Annotated in this window: 13 protein-coding genes; 12 read left to right on the top strand and 1 reads right to left on the bottom strand. The window is 69.1% G+C overall.

The annotated features are described in order from the left end of the window. The first annotated feature begins 2 nt into the window (after positions 1-2). From BJY22_RS03595 to BJY22_RS03555, 9 genes are read left to right on the top strand one after another with little or no spacing between them, the layout of a single operon-like run. The gene (locus tag BJY22_RS03595; RefSeq protein WP_167203740.1) at positions 3-1,187 is read left to right on the top strand and encodes a hypothetical protein; all 1,185 of its coding nucleotides are present in this window, start codon (positions 3-5) and stop codon (positions 1,185-1,187) included. After that, positions 1,184-1,795 (top strand): acyltransferase, encoded by a 612-nt coding sequence (locus BJY22_RS03590; protein WP_167203739.1) that lies wholly within the window; start codon positions 1,184-1,186, stop codon positions 1,793-1,795. Before BJY22_RS03595 ends, BJY22_RS03590 begins: the two co-directional genes overlap by 4 nt. Then, positions 1,792-2,883 (top strand): DegT/DnrJ/EryC1/StrS family aminotransferase, encoded by a 1,092-nt coding sequence (locus tag BJY22_RS03585; protein WP_202891583.1) that lies wholly within the window; start codon positions 1,792-1,794, stop codon positions 2,881-2,883. Before BJY22_RS03590 ends, BJY22_RS03585 begins: the two co-directional genes overlap by 4 nt. 2 nt (positions 2,884-2,885) lie before the next feature. Next, positions 2,886-3,893: a Gfo/Idh/MocA family protein gene (locus BJY22_RS03580; RefSeq protein ID WP_167203737.1), complete on the top strand. Its 1,008-nt coding sequence runs from the start codon at positions 2,886-2,888 to the stop codon at positions 3,891-3,893. Further along, entirely contained in the window at positions 3,890-4,942 is a 1,053-nt protein-coding gene (gene wecB, locus BJY22_RS03575; protein WP_167203736.1) for a non-hydrolyzing UDP-N-acetylglucosamine 2-epimerase, read from the top strand. Before BJY22_RS03580 ends, wecB begins: the two co-directional genes overlap by 4 nt. A 4-nt stretch (positions 4,943-4,946) precedes the next feature. After that, positions 4,947-6,152: an acyltransferase family protein gene (locus BJY22_RS03570; protein ID WP_167203735.1), complete on the top strand. Its 1,206-nt coding sequence runs from the start codon at positions 4,947-4,949 to the stop codon at positions 6,150-6,152. 25 nt (positions 6,153-6,177) lie between these two features. Continuing rightward, positions 6,178-7,479 carry a nucleotide sugar dehydrogenase gene (locus BJY22_RS03565; protein ID WP_167203734.1) on the top strand — a complete coding sequence of 434 codons (1,302 nt, stop codon included), beginning with the start codon at positions 6,178-6,180 and terminating at the stop codon, positions 7,477-7,479. Further along, on the top strand, positions 7,476-10,100 hold the full coding sequence (locus tag BJY22_RS03560) for a glycosyltransferase (protein WP_167203733.1): 2,625 nt from the start codon (positions 7,476-7,478) through the stop codon (positions 10,098-10,100). Before BJY22_RS03565 ends, BJY22_RS03560 begins: the two co-directional genes overlap by 4 nt. Beyond that, a complete protein-coding gene (locus BJY22_RS03555; RefSeq protein ID WP_167203732.1) occupies positions 10,101-11,270 on the top strand; it encodes a glycosyltransferase in 1,170 nt (389 codons plus the stop codon). 36 nt (positions 11,271-11,306) lie between these two features. Here BJY22_RS03555 and BJY22_RS03550 read toward each other — a convergent pair whose 3' ends face one another. Beyond that, a complete protein-coding gene (locus BJY22_RS03550; RefSeq protein ID WP_167203731.1) occupies positions 11,307-13,259 on the bottom strand; it encodes a CocE/NonD family hydrolase in 1,953 nt (650 codons plus the stop codon). 147 nt (positions 13,260-13,406) lie between these two features. On the opposite strand from BJY22_RS03550, the gene BJY22_RS03545 reads away from it, so the two are divergent. Genes BJY22_RS03545 through BJY22_RS03535 form a run of 3 tightly spaced genes read left to right on the top strand, consistent with a single transcriptional unit; the run spans position 13,407 to position 16,181 of the window. Beyond that, entirely contained in the window at positions 13,407-14,321 is a 915-nt protein-coding gene (locus BJY22_RS03545) for a hypothetical protein (protein WP_167203730.1), read from the top strand. A gap of 20 nt (positions 14,322-14,341) precedes the next feature. Continuing rightward, complete coding sequence (locus BJY22_RS03540; RefSeq protein WP_167203729.1) at positions 14,342-15,259, top strand: hypothetical protein; 918 nt, start codon at positions 14,342-14,344, stop codon at positions 15,257-15,259. Position 15,260: 1 nt separating this feature from the next. After that, entirely contained in the window at positions 15,261-16,181 is a 921-nt protein-coding gene (locus BJY22_RS03535; protein WP_238350283.1) for a hypothetical protein, read from the top strand. The last annotated feature ends 116 nt before the right edge of the window (positions 16,182-16,297 follow it).

Raw genomic sequence — 16,297 nt, 5'->3', positions numbered from 1 at the left:
CAGTGACGGTGACGCGTGCGATCCGCGAGCACCTGCCGGTGCCGTTGGCCCGGACCGCGGGAGCGGTCCGGAGGCGCCTGCGCGGCCTGCGGTACTCGTACGCGCAACTGCCGGCGTTCCCGCCGGTAGCGACGACGCCCGTGCGGATGCTGGTCGGCCCGACCAACTCCGCCGGGCAGGGTCACGCCTGGGCCCAGGCGGCCAAGACCCTGCCGGACGTCGACGCCGTCTCGTTCGCCCTGCACCGCAAGGGACAGTTCCAGTTCGCCACCGACTACGGCGTCCCGCTGGCGTGGTTCGGCCAGCCGCGCTGGCAGCGCGCCCAGCAGCAGTACGTCGGGAGCCACACCCACGTGATGGTCGAGTCGCTCCGCCCGCTCTTCGGCGCTCGTGGCTACCCGGACGCGGCGCCGGACATCGAGGCGATGCTCGCCAAGGGCATCAACGTCGCGCTGCTCTTCCACGGCTCCGACATCCGCCTGCCCAGCCGGCACGCGAAGCGCGAGCGCTGGTCGCCGTTCACTCCGGGTGACGAGCTGACCGACCGCCTCGAGCCGCAGGCCCGCCGGCACGCCGAGCTCGTCGAGGCGCTGCAGCTCCCGGTCTTCGTCTCCACGGTCGACCTGCTGGACGACGTACCGAACGCCCAGTGGCTCCCGGTCGCGATCGATCCGGCGCCGTGGCAGCAGGCCGCGCGGCCGTTGTTCTCGGGCGAGAAGCCGGTCGTCGCGCACGTTCCCTCGAACGCGAAACTCAAGGGCACCGAGGAGATCGACGCGGTCCTGAACGGGCTGCACGAGAGCGGCGTGATCGAGTACCGGCGGATCACCGGCGTACCGCACGAGCAGATGGCCGGCGTCATCGGTGACGCCGACATCGTTGTCGATCAGCTCCGGATCGGTCTGTACGGCGTGGCGGCCGCGGAGGCGCTCGCCGCCGGGCGGATCGTGGTTTCGTACGTCGGTGACGGGGTGCGCCACCGGGTGCGTACTCTGGCCGGGCGAGAAGTGCCGATCGTGGAGGCCGATCCCGACACCCTGGGTGAGGTCCTGGGCGGGCTGATCGCCGATCGTGACGCCGCCGCCGAGCGGGCGGCCGCCGGCCCCGGTTTCGTGGCCGAGCTGCACGACGGACGCCGCTCGGCCGAAGTACTGCAAAGCTGGCTCATCAAGAAGGAGACCCTGTGACGTCCCGCATCGCGCCATCCGCCGACGTCGACGACAGCGCCCAGATCGGCGACGGTTCGTCGGTCTGGCATCTGGCCCAGATCCGTGAGAACGCGGTCCTCGGCAAGAACTGCATCGTTGGCCGCGGCGCCTACGTCGGGACCGGGGTCCGGATGGGCGACAACTGCAAGATCCAGAACTACGCGCTGGTGTACGAGCCCGCGTCCCTCGAGGACGGCGTGTTCATCGGCCCGGCGGTGGTGCTCACCAACGACTACTTCCCGCGCGCGGTGAACCCGGACGGGTCGCCGAAGAGCGGGCACGACTGGGAACCGGTCGGGGTGACGATGAAGGAAGGCTGCTCGCTCGGTGCGCGCAGCGTGTGCGTGGCGCCGGTCACCATCGGCCGCTGGGCCACCGTCGCCGCGGGTGCGGTGGTGACCAAGGACGTGCCAGACTTCGCGCTGGTCGCCGGGGTTCCGGCGCGCCGGCTCAAGTGGGTCGGCAAGGCCGGGGTTCCGCTGCTCGACGTCGGGAACGGCGAGTGGAAGTGCCCGAACACGGGCGAGATGTACATCGAAACCGACGGACGGCTGCGGCCGGCCGAAGAAAACCAGGAGGAGAACTGATGGTGCAGCCGATTCCGGCCGCGAAGCCGATCATCGGGAAGGAGGAGCGCGAAGCCGTCGACCGGGTGATGCAGTCCGGGATGCTGGCCCAGGGCCCCGAGGTGGCGGCGTTCGAGCAGGAGTTCGGCGCAGCGCTGGTCTCCGGCCGGGCGTGCGTCGCGACCAACTCCGGCACCTCCGGCCTGCACCTCGGCCTGCTGGCCGCGGGCGTCGGTCCGGGTGACGAGGTCATCGTCCCCTCCTTCACCTTCGCCGCGACCGCGAACAGCGTCGCGCTGACCGGGGCCACCCCGGTGTTCGTCGACATCGAGCCGACGTACTTCTGCCTGGACCCGGCCGCGGTCGAGGCCGCGATCACCGAGAAGACCAAGGCCGTCATGCCGGTGCACCTGTTCGGTCACCCGGCCAACGTCACCGCGCTGCAGGCGATCGCCGACAAGCACGGCATCCAGATCTACGAGGACGCCGCGCAGGCCCACGGCGCCACCTGGAACGGCGCGCCCGTCGGCACCTTCGGCGAGTTCGCGATGTTCAGCCTCTACCCGACCAAGAACATGACCTCCGGTGAGGGCGGCATGAACTCGGTCGCGAACGCCGATCTCGAGCGCCGGATGCGGCTGTACCGCAACCAGGGCATGCTCAAGCAGTACGAGAACGAGGTCGTCGGCCTGAACAACCGGATGACCGACCTGCATGCCGCCATCGGCCGCGTGCAGCTGACCAAGGTCGGCGGCTGGACCAAGCAGCGGCAGGAGAACGCGGCCTTCCTGGACGCGAACCTGCAGGGTGTCGCCGTGCCGGCCGTCGCTGCCGAGGCGACCCACGTGTACCACCAGTACACGATCCGCGTGACCGAGGACCGCGACGGTTTCGCCGACGCGCTCCGCAACGAGCACAAGGTCGGCTGCGGCGTGTACTACCCGATCCCGAACCACCGGCTGCCGTCGTTCCAGCGTGACCTGGACCTGCCGGAGACCGAGAAGGCCGCGGCCGAGGTGCTCTCGCTGCCGGTCCACCCCTCGCTGTCCGAGGAAGACCTGAACCGGATCGTGACCGCGGTGAACACCGTGGCGAAGGCGGGTGCGTGAGGATGGCGAACCTGCGTGCGGGCCTGATCGGCCTGGGCATGATGGGCCGGCACCACGCCCGGGTCCTGGCGTCCCTCGAGGGCGTCGACCTGGTCGCGGTGGCCGACCCGGGTGGTGACAAGTTCGGTGTCGCCGGCGGTCGTCCGGTGCACGAGAACATCGAGCAGTTGATCGCCGAGAAGCTCGACTACTGCATGGTCGCGGTGCCGACGCAGTACCACGCCGAGATCGCGAAGTCGCTGGCCGAGGCCGGCGTGCACGCGATGATCGAGAAGCCGCTGGCCGGCTCCTCGGCCGAGGCGACCGAGATCGCGAAGGCGTTCGAGGCGGCCGGTCTGGTCGGCGCGGTCGGTCACATCGAGCGGTACAACCCGGCGCTGCAGGCGCTGCGGGTGCGCCTCGAGGCGGGCGAGCTGGGCGACATCTACCAGATCACCACCCGCCGGCAGGGCCCGTTCCCGGCCCGTATCGCCGACGTCGGCGTGGTGCTCGACCTGGCCACCCACGACATCGACCTGACCGCGTGGGTGACGCAGTCGCCGTTCGTGACGGTGGCCGCGCAGAGCGCCCACAAGTCGGGCCGGCAGTACGAGGACCTGATCGCGGTGACCGGCAAGCTCGCCGACGGCACCGTGACCAGCCACCTGGTCAACTGGCTGTCCCCGATGAAGGAGCGGCTCACCGTCGTCACCGGTGAGAAGGGTGCCTTCATCGCCGACACGCTGCTCGCCGACCTGTCCTTCCACGCCAACGGCACGGTCGCCACCGCCTGGGACGACGTCGCGCACTTCCGCGGTGTCAGCGAGGGCGACATGATCCGCTACGCGATCAGCAAGCCGGAGCCGCTGCGCACCGAGCACGAGGCGTTCCGCGACGCGGTGCTCGGCAAGGAGGCCGACATCGTCACGCTGCAGCAGGGTCTGACCACCGTGAAGGTGGCCGAGGCCGTCCTGCAGTCCGCGGCCGAGGACCGCACCGTCGCCGTCGCCGGGGAGTCTCAGTCAGCATGAAGGTCCTGAGCGTTGTCGGTGCGCGCCCGCAGTTCGTGAAGCTGGCGCCGGTGGCGGAGGCGTTCGCCGCCACCGAGCACCAGCACGTGATCGTGCACACCGGCCAGCACTACGACAAGAACATGTCCGACGTGTTCTTCGCCGACCTGCGGATCCCGGACCCGGACGTCCACCTGGGCGTCGGGTCCGGCAGTCACGGTGTCCAGACCGGCGCGATGCTGGCCGCGATGGACGCCGTACTCGACGAGCACAAGCCGGACTGGGTGCTGGTCTACGGCGACACCAACTCGACGCTCGCCGGTGCGCTGTCCGCGGTGAAGATGCACCTGCCGGTGGCGCACCTCGAGGCCGGGCTGCGCTCGTTCAACCGGCTGATGCCGGAGGAGCACAACCGGGTACTCACGGACCACGCGGCGGATCTCCTGCTGGCCCCGACCCAGGTGGCGATGGACCACCTGGCGAACGAGGGTCTGAAGGACAAGTCGCGGCTGGTCGGTGACGTGATGACCGACGTGTGCTTCCGGGTCCGCGACGCGGTCAAGGACAACGAGCTCGACCTGCCGTTCAAGCGCGGCGAGTACGTCGTCTCGACCATCCACCGGGCCGAGAACACCGACGACCCGGCGCGGCTGGCCGCGATCGTCGACGGTCTCGGCGCGGCCGGTACGCCGGTGCTGCTGCTCGCCCACCCGCGGCTCGTCGCGAAGTGCGCGGAGCACGGCATCAAGCTGGAGCGTCCGGACGGTTCGCTGCACGTCCGGGAGCCGCTGGCGTACCCGGAGATGGTCGCGGCTGTCCTCGGTTCGGCCGGTGTCGTGACCGACTCCGGGGGTCTCCAGAAGGAGGCCTTCCTGCTCGGCCGGGTGTGCACCACGCTGCGCACCGAGACCGAGTGGGTCGAGACGCTGGACGACGGATGGAACGTGTTGACATCCGACGTGAGTAAGCTGCCCGAGTTGGCCGCCCGGCCGACGCCGGAGGGCGACCGCCCGATGCCGTACGGCGACGGTCACGCTGCTGAGCGTGTCGTTGCCACTCTCGCGGAGTAACCACATGACGAAGGCCGCCGAAGAGAACCAGACGCCGACCCAGGAATCCCCTGGGTCGGCAGCTGTGGGGACTCCGCCTCCCGGCGCGCCGGCCAGTACCTTCCCCGGGGAGTCCGGCACACCGCCGCGCTCCCCGAGCGGGAGGTTGCCACGGGTCGAGTCGCTCACCGGTCTGCGGTGGTGGGCGGCCTTCTTCGTGTTCGCCCACCACATGACCCAGCTGGCGCCGCTGCCGATCCACAAATTCCTGAAGTACGGCACCTCCGGCGTCACGTTCTTCTTCGTGCTGTCCGGTTTCGTGCTCACCTGGTCGGCGCAGCCCGGGACGAAGATCCGCACCTTCTACCGGCGCCGGTTCGCGCGGATCTTCCCGCTGTACTTCCTGACGCTGGTCGCGGCCATCTTCGTCTTCTACCGGTTCGAGCCGCCGGCCGGGATGTCCTGGATCAAGCCGGTCTCGATGACCGTGCTGGTGATGTCGGCGTTCCTGGTGCAGGGCTGGTCGAACAACCCGACCATCCTGTACGGCGGCAACCCGGCGGGCTGGACGCTGTCGGTCGAGGCGTTCTTCTACGCGTACTTCCCGTTCGTCTGGCGGGCCACGCAGCGGCTGAAGACGGTCGGCGGCCTGATCCTGTGCGTCTCGGTGCTCGTGCTCGGCGGGGCGTACCGCCTGGCGCTGTTCCACTACAAGGACGACGTACCGGTGCTGCCGCAGCCGGTGCTGCACTCGGTGGCGTTCCTGTTCGGTATCGGCCTGGCGATCTCGCTGCGATCCGGCTGGAGGCCGCGGATCCCGGTGTGGTTCGCGTTCCTGGTCACCGGCGGCGGGCTGTACCTCCTGTACTACTCCGGCCTGCACCCGACCCAGATCCCCGGCGCGGTCACGATGGGCCTGTGCCAGAAGGAAGTCCTGACGTTCCTGTACGGCTTCCTGATCCTCGCAGTCGCTGCCCGCGACACCCGCGGCGGCCGGTCCGTACTGCGCAGCAAGCCGATGGTCGCGCTGGGCCAGTGGTCGTACGCCTTCTACCTGGTGCACGCCACGATCCTGTACGCGATCAAGGAGTACCACGGCATCGCCGGCCCGATCGGCTGGTCCAACCTGACCTGGTACGCCGGTGTCCTTGTCCTCTCGATCTTCGCCTCGGCCCTGCTCTACAAGTTCGTCGAGCACCCGCTGGAACGGAAGCTCCGAGGCCCCCGATGAAGAATCACTACCTAGTGGAGTTGCTGTGCGTGTCAGTGTTGTTGCCTTAGGCAAGATCGGACTGCCGTTGGCGGTCCAGTTCGCGGCCAAGGGCCATCAGGTCGTCGGCGTCGACATCAACCAGAAGTTCGTTGACCTGGTGAACGCGGGCCAGGAGCCGTTCCCGGGTGAGGCCCACCTGCAGGAGCTGCTCGCCGAGACCGTTGCCGACGGCCGCCTGCGGGCGACCACGGACTACGCGGACGCCATCCCGAACAGCGACGCGGTCGTCGTGGTCGTGCCGCTGTTCGTGGACGAGCAGACCGGGCAGCCCGAGTTCGGCTGGATGGAGAACGCGACCCGTTCCCTGGCCGAGCACCTCACCCCCGGCACGCTGGTCAGCTACGAGACCACCCTCCCGGTCGGCACCACCCGGAACCGGTGGAAGCCGATGATCGAGGAGATCTCCGGGCTGACCGAGGGCACCGACTTCCACCTGGTGTTCTCGCCGGAGCGGGTGCTCACCGGCCGCGTGTTCGCGGACCTGCGCAAGTACCCGAAGCTGGTCGGTGGCCTGTCCGAGGAGGGCGCGAAGCGCGCCATCGCGTTCTACGAGGCCGTGCTGGACTTCGACGAGCGCCCGGACCTGGAGCGCGCGAACGGCGTCTGGGACCTCGGTTCGGCCGAGGCGGCCGAGCTGGCGAAGCTCGCGGAGACCACCTACCGCGACGTGAACATCGGCCTGGCGAACCAGTTCGCCCGGTTCGCCGGCCAGAACGGCATCGACGTCCACGCCGTGATCGAGGCGTCGAACTCGCAGCCGTACAGCCACATCCACCGGCCCGGTATCGCGGTCGGCGGCCACTGCATCCCGGTCTACCCGCGGCTGTACCTGTACACCGACCCGGACGCCACCGTCGTCCGCGCCGCCCGCGAGGCGAACGCCGGCATGCCGGACTACACGATCGGCCTGCTCGAGGGCGCGTTCGGTGAGCTGAAGGGCGCCAAGGTCGTCGTGCTCGGCGCGTCGTACCGCGGCGGTGTCAAGGAGACGGCGTTCTCCGGGGTCTTCCCGGCCGTGGAGGCGCTGAAGGCGCGCGGCGCCGAGGTGTCCGTGCACGACCCGCTGTACACCGACGAGGAGCTCCAGGGGCTCGGCTTCACGCCGTACACGCTGGGCTCGCCGGTGGACGCGGCGGTCTTGCAGGCGGATCATGCGGAGTACACGCAGCTGAGCCCGGCCGACCTGCCGGGTGTGAAGGTGCTCGTCGACGGTCGTGACCGCACCGACCCGGCCAAGTGGGCGGGCGTGCGGCGGATTGTGATCGGAAGGTCGGTCAGCCAGTGACAGATGCAGGCCTGCGGGTCGTGATGATCGTCGCCAACGACGTCACCAACGACAGCCGGGTCCGCAAAGAGGCCGCAGCACTGGCCGAGACCGGAGCAGAAGTGACCGTGCTCGGGGTCTCGGCCAGCGGCCTTCCGTCGAGGGAGATGCTCGACGGTGCGCTGATCGTCCGGGTGGCGGTGCCGTTCGCACTGCGTGAGGAACGGAAACGAAGCCGTACGGCCCGCCGCAACTGGCGGCCGCCGTTGGTGGGATATCGGTACCGCGCGACCTATGTGGCGCGTAGCCAGCGGATCCAGGCCGAGCTCAAGGAGCTCAAGGCCGACTCCGGGCACGCGATCGCACGGGCCAAGGCGGGCCAGGGAAACCCGATCAAGTTCAAGGCCGGTGTCGCCACCCGGCTGCTGCGCCGTGCGCGCTGGCAGGTGGCCGAGCGGGTCGCCTGGGTGCGCAAGGGCGTCGGCAACAAGGCGGACATCCCGTTCAAGTTCAGCTGGCGGGCGTACGACGGCGTGCTGCACCGGCTGCCGTGGCCGGCGCCGTGGCGCAGGCTGCACCCCGAGGCGCTGGACCTCGAGATCGCGTTCGGCGACCTGATCGACCGCCTCGAGCCGGATGTCGTGCACGCGCACGACATGCACGTGATCGGCGTCGCGACCCGCGCCGCCGGCCGCGCGAAGCTCCGCGGCCGCAAGCTGAAGGTCGTGTACGACGCGCACGAGTACGTCGCCGGACTCTCGCAGTACGGCGGCCGGACCCGGCGCTCGATCGCTGCGTGGGCCAACCACGAGCGCGAGTACATCGGCGAAGCGGACCGGGTGATCACCGTCAGCCCGGCGATCGCCGAACGGTTGCAGCGCGAGCACAAGCTCAGCCATGAGCCGACCGTGGTGATGAACACGCCGAACCCTGCTGACGTGTCGGTCGAGGTGTCCGACATTCGCAGCCAGATCGGCCTGGCGCCCGACGTACCGCTGCTCGTCTACAGCGGCGGCGTGACGCGGGCGCGCGGCATCCACACCGCCGTCCAGGCGCTCGTGGACCTGCCGGACGTGCACCTGGCCGTCGTGTGCGTGCCTGGTGTGGCGACAGACGTCGTTCGTCAGTTGCAGGCACAGGCCGTGCAGCTCGAGGTGCAGGACCGTCTGCACTGCCTGGATCCGGTGAAGCCGGACGAGGTGGTCGCGTTCCTGCGCACGGCCGACGTCGGGCTGATCCCGATCCTGCGCTACCCGAGCCACGAGATGGCGCTGCCGAACAAGCTGTTCGAGTACGCCTTCGCCGGGCTGCCGGTGGTGGTCAGCGACATGCCGAGCATGAAGGAGTTCGTTGACCGGACTCGGATCGGCGAGGTGTTCACCGCGGAGGACGGGCGCGACCTGGCGGCGAAGGTCCGCACCGTGCTCGGCGATCTGGACAGCTACCGCGAGCGGGTGGCGGATCCGGCGTACCAGCAGGAAGTGTCCTGGGTCGGGCAGGCGACCAAGCTGCGGGAGCTGTACGGCGAGCTGACCGGGCAGCAGCTCGAGATCACCCGGCCGGGCGGCCGGGTCACCAAGACCGGGCGGCACCTGCTGCTCGGGCCGGTGAACAGTGCGGGTCAGGCCTGGCTGTGGGCGACCGCGCTGGAGCGTGAGGTACCGGACGTCAAGGCGGAGTCGCTGACCACGGGCAGCGGCGCGTTCGACTTCCGCGTGCACCGCACCGGCACCTACCGGCAGTACCGGTCCGATCTGCGGTGGCAGCTGGAGCTGACGGCGTACGCGTTACGCGAGGTCACCCACGTGCTGTTCGAGGCGGGGCGGCCGATGTTCGGCCAGCAGCGCGGTCAGATGTGGACGACCGACGTGCCGATGCTGGACCAGGCCGGGATCAAGCACGGTCTGGTGTTCCACGGGTCGGAGATCCGCGATCCCGCGCAGCACCGCGAGCAGTACCGGTACTCGCCGTTCCGCAACCCGGACGACGAGCTGACCGTGCGCCTGCAGGCCGCGAACAACCTGATGCGCCGGCACCTGGACGGGTACAAGGGCCCGGTCTTCGTCACCACGCCGGACCTGCTCGAGTTCGTCGAGAACGGCATCTGGTTGCCGCTCGCGGTCGACGTCGAGGGGTTCGTGTCGACGCAGCCGGTGCTGGAGCGTGAGGTGCCGGTCGTGCTGCACGCGCCGTCGGCCAGCGCGCTCAAGGGTTCGGCGTACGTCGACCCGGTGCTGACCGATCTGGACGCGCGGGGCCTGATCAAGTACCAGCGGGTGCAGGGTGTGCCGCATGCGGAGCTCGCCGAGATGGTGAAGAGCGCCGACATCGTGGTCGACCAGCTGCTGCTCGGTTCGTACGGCGTCTTCGCCTGCGAGGCGATGGCGGCCGGCCGGGTCACCGTCGGGCACATCGCGGACCCGGTCCGGGATCTGCTGCCGACCGACCTGCCGATCGCCGAGGCGAACCCGGACGACCTGGCGGAGGTGATCGAGCGGCTGGTCGCCGAGCGCGACACCGCCCGGAAGATCGCCGACGCGGGACCGTCGTTCGTCCGCGACCTGCACGACGGGCGGAAGTCGGTCGAGGTGTTGCTCCCGTTCCTCAACAACGAGCTGGTGTACGAGGACGAGAGCGAGTAAGTGCGGATTCTGATGATCGCGCAGTCCCCGATCGCCGGGGACTCGCGCATCCTCCGGGAGGCGACCGCGCTGGCTGCGGCCGGTCACACGCTGCACGTGATCGGCCGTGACGTCCCTGAAGCCTGGCTTGCTGATCAACAGAGCGAAGTGGGCCCGGGGATCACGGTGGAGTCGGTCTCCCGGTCGTCCGGCCTGCGGTCCGGGAACGGCGGGCTGACGGTCGGGCACGGGCATTCCGGGCCGAAGGTGCTGATCCAGCGGTTCGGCCGGTGGTTGTTGCTGCCGGAGCACCGGAATCGCACGGAGAAGCAATGGCGTCTCGCGGCGGCCCCTCGCGTCGCCGCGGCCGGGCCGGTCGACGTGGTGCACGCGCACGACTTCAACACGTTGGAGCTCGCCGCGGAGTACGCCGAGAAGTGGTCGGCGAAGCTGGTGTACGACAGCCACGAGCTGTGGTTCGACCGGGCGCTGCCGGGTCGGCCGACGCCGTTGTGGCGGGCGCGCGGGCGGCGGTACGAGGTGTCGCTGGCGTCGAAGGCGCGGGTCGTTCTGACGGTGTCGGACGGGATCGCGGCGCGGCTGCGGTCACGCGGGCTGGCCGACGTACGCGTCGTCCGGAACACGTTCCCGCGCGCGGACGACGTACCGCCGGCACCCGAGCGGCCGGAGGGTTTGCTGTACGCCGGACGCGTGGGAGCCGGTCGGGATCTGCCGACCGTGGTCGCGGCGGCTCGTCAGCTGGCGCCGTTCCGGACCGTGTTGATGGGGTCGGTGGATCCCAATTACCGCTTGGATCTCGGGCCGGTGGAGACTGTCGCCGAGCGCTCGATCGACGAGGTCGACGACACGCTCAGGTCCTACGGCATCTCGCTGGTCACGCTCACGAACACGTGCGAGAACCACCGCCTCGCACTGCCCAACAAGCTCTTCCACGCTGTGCGCGCCGGCGTACCGGTGGTCGCAGCGGACCTGCCGGAGCTCCGGGCAGTCGTCACGCAGTACAAACTCGGCACGCTGTACGAGCCCGGCAACCCCCAGTCCCTGACCACAGCCGTCCGGACGCTGATCGACAACTACACCACGTACACCGACGGCGTCCGCAGCGCCGCCACAGAATTGAACTGGGAACACGACGCGACCACCTTGGTCGCCGCCTATTCAGAGCTGTGAAGGACGGGCCCCGGCTGTCTGCCGGGGCCCGCTGCTTCATCGGGAAGCTTCGACCATCTGCTTCATCAGTTCCACCGGGTTCTTCTCCGGTTCTGACTGGGCCAGCCGGGTGGAGGGGACTCGGGCTTGTGGCACCTCCGCCGTTTGAAGGGCTGCGGTGTAGCCCGTCAGGGGCAGGGTGAGGTAGGAGCGGGTGGGGTCGAGGGTGATCGTGGCGCCGGTGAACGGGACGGACGGGTTGTCCGGTTCGACCGTGAGGACCAGGCCCAGGCGGTGTCCGGCGGCGAAGACCACGTCGTCGGCGTTCAGCTCGAACGACAGATCGTACCAACGATCCGGACGCAGCGATTCCTTCGTGTACAAGGACTCGTAGTGCCCGACATCAGCCAGCGTGCGGATCACCACGGACGTGTCGGAGACCGCGGTGTTGACCTGCGTGTCCGGGTAGCACCCGGTGTCGAGCGCGTTCCCGTCACCCCAGCACACGCGGGTGTTCGGCACGTTCGTGACGTTCGTGTAGCGGTTCGCCGTACCGTAGTCGACCAACCGCGCCTTGATGCCTGAGGCAACCTTGTCGACCTTGACCCGCACCGTCACCTTCCCGGTGCCGCTGACCCGCACGGCCTTGGACAATTCGTCGCTCAGGAACACGGCCCGATCCGTGCGCGCCGCCGTCGGATCGAGTACGACGGTGTCCGCGGACTCCTTGTCCGTCCCGGTGAAGCTGATCGGGTCGCTCGACGCGGTCGCGATCGACAACCCGCCGGCCTTCGCGTCCGCCGCCTTGCTCAGCCTCAGCGTGGTCTGCCGCGCGCCGACGGCCGGCCACCGCGGCTCGTCCACGAACGAGCCGTCCTCGCGCTGGACCGTCGCCTGCCGCGTCTCCATCACGCCGTTCTTGAGGCCCTGCAGCCAGTAGTCGAACCACGGGTGCAGCTTGTTCACCCACTCGTCGCGGAAGCTGAACCCGTCGAGGTGGACGCCCTGATGCAGGAAGATCTTCCGCGGCACGTCCCGCTTGGCCAGCTCGTCCCACCACTCGCCGAAGTGCCGGGTCTTCACGTTCTCGTCGCCCAGCCCGTGCACGACGTACACACTGGCGCGGACCATCGAGGCGTCGAGCCGGTAGTTCCGCGGGTTCCACCACGTGCTGTAGGACCCGGTCGGGGTGTCGGAGGCCTGCTCGATCTCGTCGGTCAGCTGCTCGCACCGCGGCGACGCGTCGTTGCTGACGTAGTCGTGCAGGAAGCCCATGTACTCGTCGTAGAACGGCACCCCGAACCCGCGGGTGTAGTCGTACCAGCTGGAGATCGCCGCGATCGGCACGATCGTCTCCAGCCCGCGGACGCCGGTACTGGCGACCGAGTTCGCGATCGTCCCGTTCCAGGACACGCCGATCATGCCGGCCTTCCCGGTCGACCAGTCCGCCTTCGCGGCGCCGCCGTCCGGCTTGTGTCCGGCAGTGCGGTTGTTGAGCCAGTCGATCACTGCCTTGGTGCCGAGCACTTCGAGGTCCGCGCCGACGTCGCTGCAGCCCGTCGACCGGAACGTCCCGGGCATGTCGACGAACGCGACGGCGTACCCACGCGGCACGAAGTAATTGTCGAGCCAGCTCCCGTACACCTGCCGCACGCCGACCCCGTCGAAGTAGCTGTCCGGGTCTCCGGCGTAGTACGGCGAGGCCTGGATGATGACCGGTACGTCGATCCCGGCCGCGGCGGCCTCACCCGGCCGGATGATGTCGACCGTGATCTGGTCGGTGATCCCGTTCGCGTCCCCGTCGAGCCGGGGTACGTCGACCTGCACCCGCTCGTGGATCGCGTTGTCGTAGTCGTAGGCAGGCACGGTCTGTGTGCCCTGCACGAAAGGTTTGGCCAAAGATTTGGATGGTACGGCGGTGGGCCCGGCCACTGCGGTGAGCGAGGCGGCCGGGGCCACCACCGCAGCGACGAGCAGGGCCAGTCCGGCCCGCAACCGAGTTCTGCGCATCCGTGAATCCCCCTATGGGCGGTAGGTGAGGCTCTATTCTGTGCACAGAACTCACCCGCGCGCTCACTTCCCGTGAACAGCACGGGTAATACTTCGCGCGCAACTTTTCGTGTCCGCCCCGTATCAAGTGTTCTGAGAGGGGGCGACATGTTTCGACGACTGACCGCTTCGGCGGGGGGCGCGGTGCTGACTCTCGTCCTCGGCGCGCTGGTGCCGGGGAACGCGCAGGCGGCCGGTGCCGCCACGGCTGAGGCGTGCGACGTCTGGCTGGGGTCGGTGACCGCGGCCGGCGCGCATCGCAGTACCGACGTCTTCGCGACGACTCCGCCAACTGTGCAGGATCGGCAGTGGGGCGGCGTCTACACGCCCGGGCTGATCCGGTTGAGCGCGCGGCAGACGCACGAGCCGACGCCCGGTGGAGTGCAGCGGTCCAGGTACGTCGTGGCGGGCGACGCGCTGTACTGGAGCGTCTACCGCACCGACACCAACGGGCAGCTCGTCGAGCCTGCGGAGCTGCGCCGGATCGGTGGTGGCTGGAGCGCGTTCAAGCTGCTCGAGGTCTCGGAGTACCAGGCGCTGTACCCGGGCAAGGTCCACCGGCAGGCCGCCTACGCGTTGCGGAACGACGGCCTGCTGTTCCGCTGGACGATCGACAACGGGACGTGGCGGGCGGCCGGTTCGTATGCCGGGTACGCCGCCGTGAAGTCGATGGCGTTGATCGCGAAGACGCCGACGTACGACACGTTCCTCGCGAACACCCGCGGCGGGGCGCTGTACACGATCAGGATCCCGGTCGGCTCGGCGAAGCCCGTGGTGACGCCGGTCCGGACGCGCACCTGGCAGGGCTTCGAGACGCTGTCCGCGATGGGTTGTGGGCGGAACAGCACGCTCCTGCTCGGCATCGACAAGGACACCAAGACCGCCTACCTGTACGCCGTTGGACACGCCAACGGTCTGTCGACACTGATCCAATCCCGGGGCAAGGTCCCCGGAGCCTTCGAGGACCCGGTGTACTTCCGCTGGGCTCCGCTTCCCGAGTTCGACGTCGCCAACGGCGACTGATCCCTCCCGAGAGGAAACCGATGTTCCGTAAGACACTTGGTCTCGCCGGCGCCGCCGGACTTGTGCTCTCCCTCGGCCCGGCAGTCCAGCCGGCCGCCGCAACGACGAGTGCTGTTGCGGCGGCCTGCGCGCTCGGGCTCGGGTCGTTCGATACGGCCCGCGGCGTCAACAGCCGGGTCGTCTCTGCCACGGCGCCGCCGACGGTGAGCCCGGCCCTCAACACACCGAACCTCTACAACACGCCGTACTCCGTGAACAACCCGACGACCTTCACCGCGGTCCCCGCCGGCAACGGCCGGACAACCCGCAGCGGCAAGGTCGTCTGGGGCGCGGGCTATCTGATGCAGAGCACCTACACCGTCGGCAGCGACGGGAAGATCGTCGGTACGCCGGTGTTCCAGCGGATCGGCAACGGCTGGGGCGGGCGGTTCCTGATCCAGTCGCAGTACAAGGCGTCCGCGACCAGCGCGCCGACCCGGACGATGCTGTACTCGCAGGACATGTACGGCAAGTTCGGGCGCTGGACCGACGTCGGGCGGGGCTTCCGCAACACCGGGTACGTCACCGGGATGAGCACGATGAAGTCGTTCGCACTGATCGCCACCACGCCGACGTACGACATGTTCCTGGCGAACAACCGCGCGGGCGGGCTGTACACGGTCAAGATCCCGACCAGCGTGCCGCTGAAGCCGATCATCACGCCGGTGCGGACGTCGAGCTGGCAGATCTTCGAGCAGCTCGTCGCGGCGCCGTGCGGCAGGACCGGTTCGATCCTGCTCGGTATCGACAAGGACACGAAGACTGCACACCTGTACGCGGTCGGGCACGCGAACGGCGCGTCGACCGTCATCCGGGGCCTCGGCAAGGTGCCGACGGCCTTCACCGACTGGGAGTACTTCCGGTTCGCTCCGGCGTACGACCCGCTGAACGGAGGCTGACATGTGGCGGCGAGCGATAGCAGTCGCAGGGTGCGCGGTCCTGGCGGCCGGCGTCCTGGCGACCTCGGCCCAGGGCGCAGGGGCAGCTCAGAGCGAGGCGTGCTCGGCGCGGATCGGTTCGGTGACGGCGCAGGGTGAACACGTGATCCGCGGCCTGAAGGCGACGAACCCGCCGTCGCTCAGTGCGGGATCCCCGGCCGCGAAGCTGTACGCGCCCGGGGTGGTCCGGCTGAGCAGTCACTTCGAGGACTATCCGACCAGCGGCGGCGGCACTCAGCGGCACGGGATGGTCGTGATCGGGGACGGGTTGTACAGCAGCGGCTACCTCCTCGATGCCGGCGGCAACCTCCCGCCGGGGGAACCGCGCCTGGCCCGGATCGGTGGTGGCTGGTCGAACTTCACGCAGCTCGACTGGGCGACGTTCGACAAGCCGGTCGGGTCCGGGATCGTTCCGCGGACGGAGCTGTACGCACTCCGCAACGACGGGGTGCTGTTCCGCTGGCATCACACCGCTGCCGGATGGCGCAGTACCGGATCGTATCCGGGGTTCGCGTCGGTCAAGTCGATGGCGGTGATCAGCAAGACGCAGACGTACGACACGTTCATCGCGAACACCCGCGGCGGCGCGCTGTACACGATCCGGATCCCCACGACGTCGCCGATGAAGCCGATCGTCAAGCCGGTCCGGACGAGCACCTGGCAGGGCTTCGAGACGCTCATAGCCGAACGGTGCGGCCAATACGGCACACTACTGCTCGGCATCGACAAGGACACCGGCAACGGCCACGCGTACGCCGTTGGCCACGCCAACGGAACCGCCACAGTCATCAACGGCCTCGGCAAAGTCAACGGCACCTTCACCGACCCCCACCACTTCCGCCTCTCCGTAGTCTCCTTCTACGACTGGCTCAACGGCGAATAACAACCGGGAGACCGGCCAATCGGACACGCCTTCGGCGCGACTGTCTTGTTGGCCAGCTCCGCCGGCGCCCGGGATGGTCCGGCCGGGAGGGTGCGTGTTGCGCGGGTGGACTGTTG

The sequence above is a fragment of the Kribbella shirazensis genome (assembly GCF_011761605.1).
Lineage (GTDB): Bacteria > Actinomycetota > Actinomycetes > Propionibacteriales > Kribbellaceae > Kribbella > Kribbella shirazensis.
This window is presented reverse-complemented; position numbering and strand designations above follow the sequence as displayed.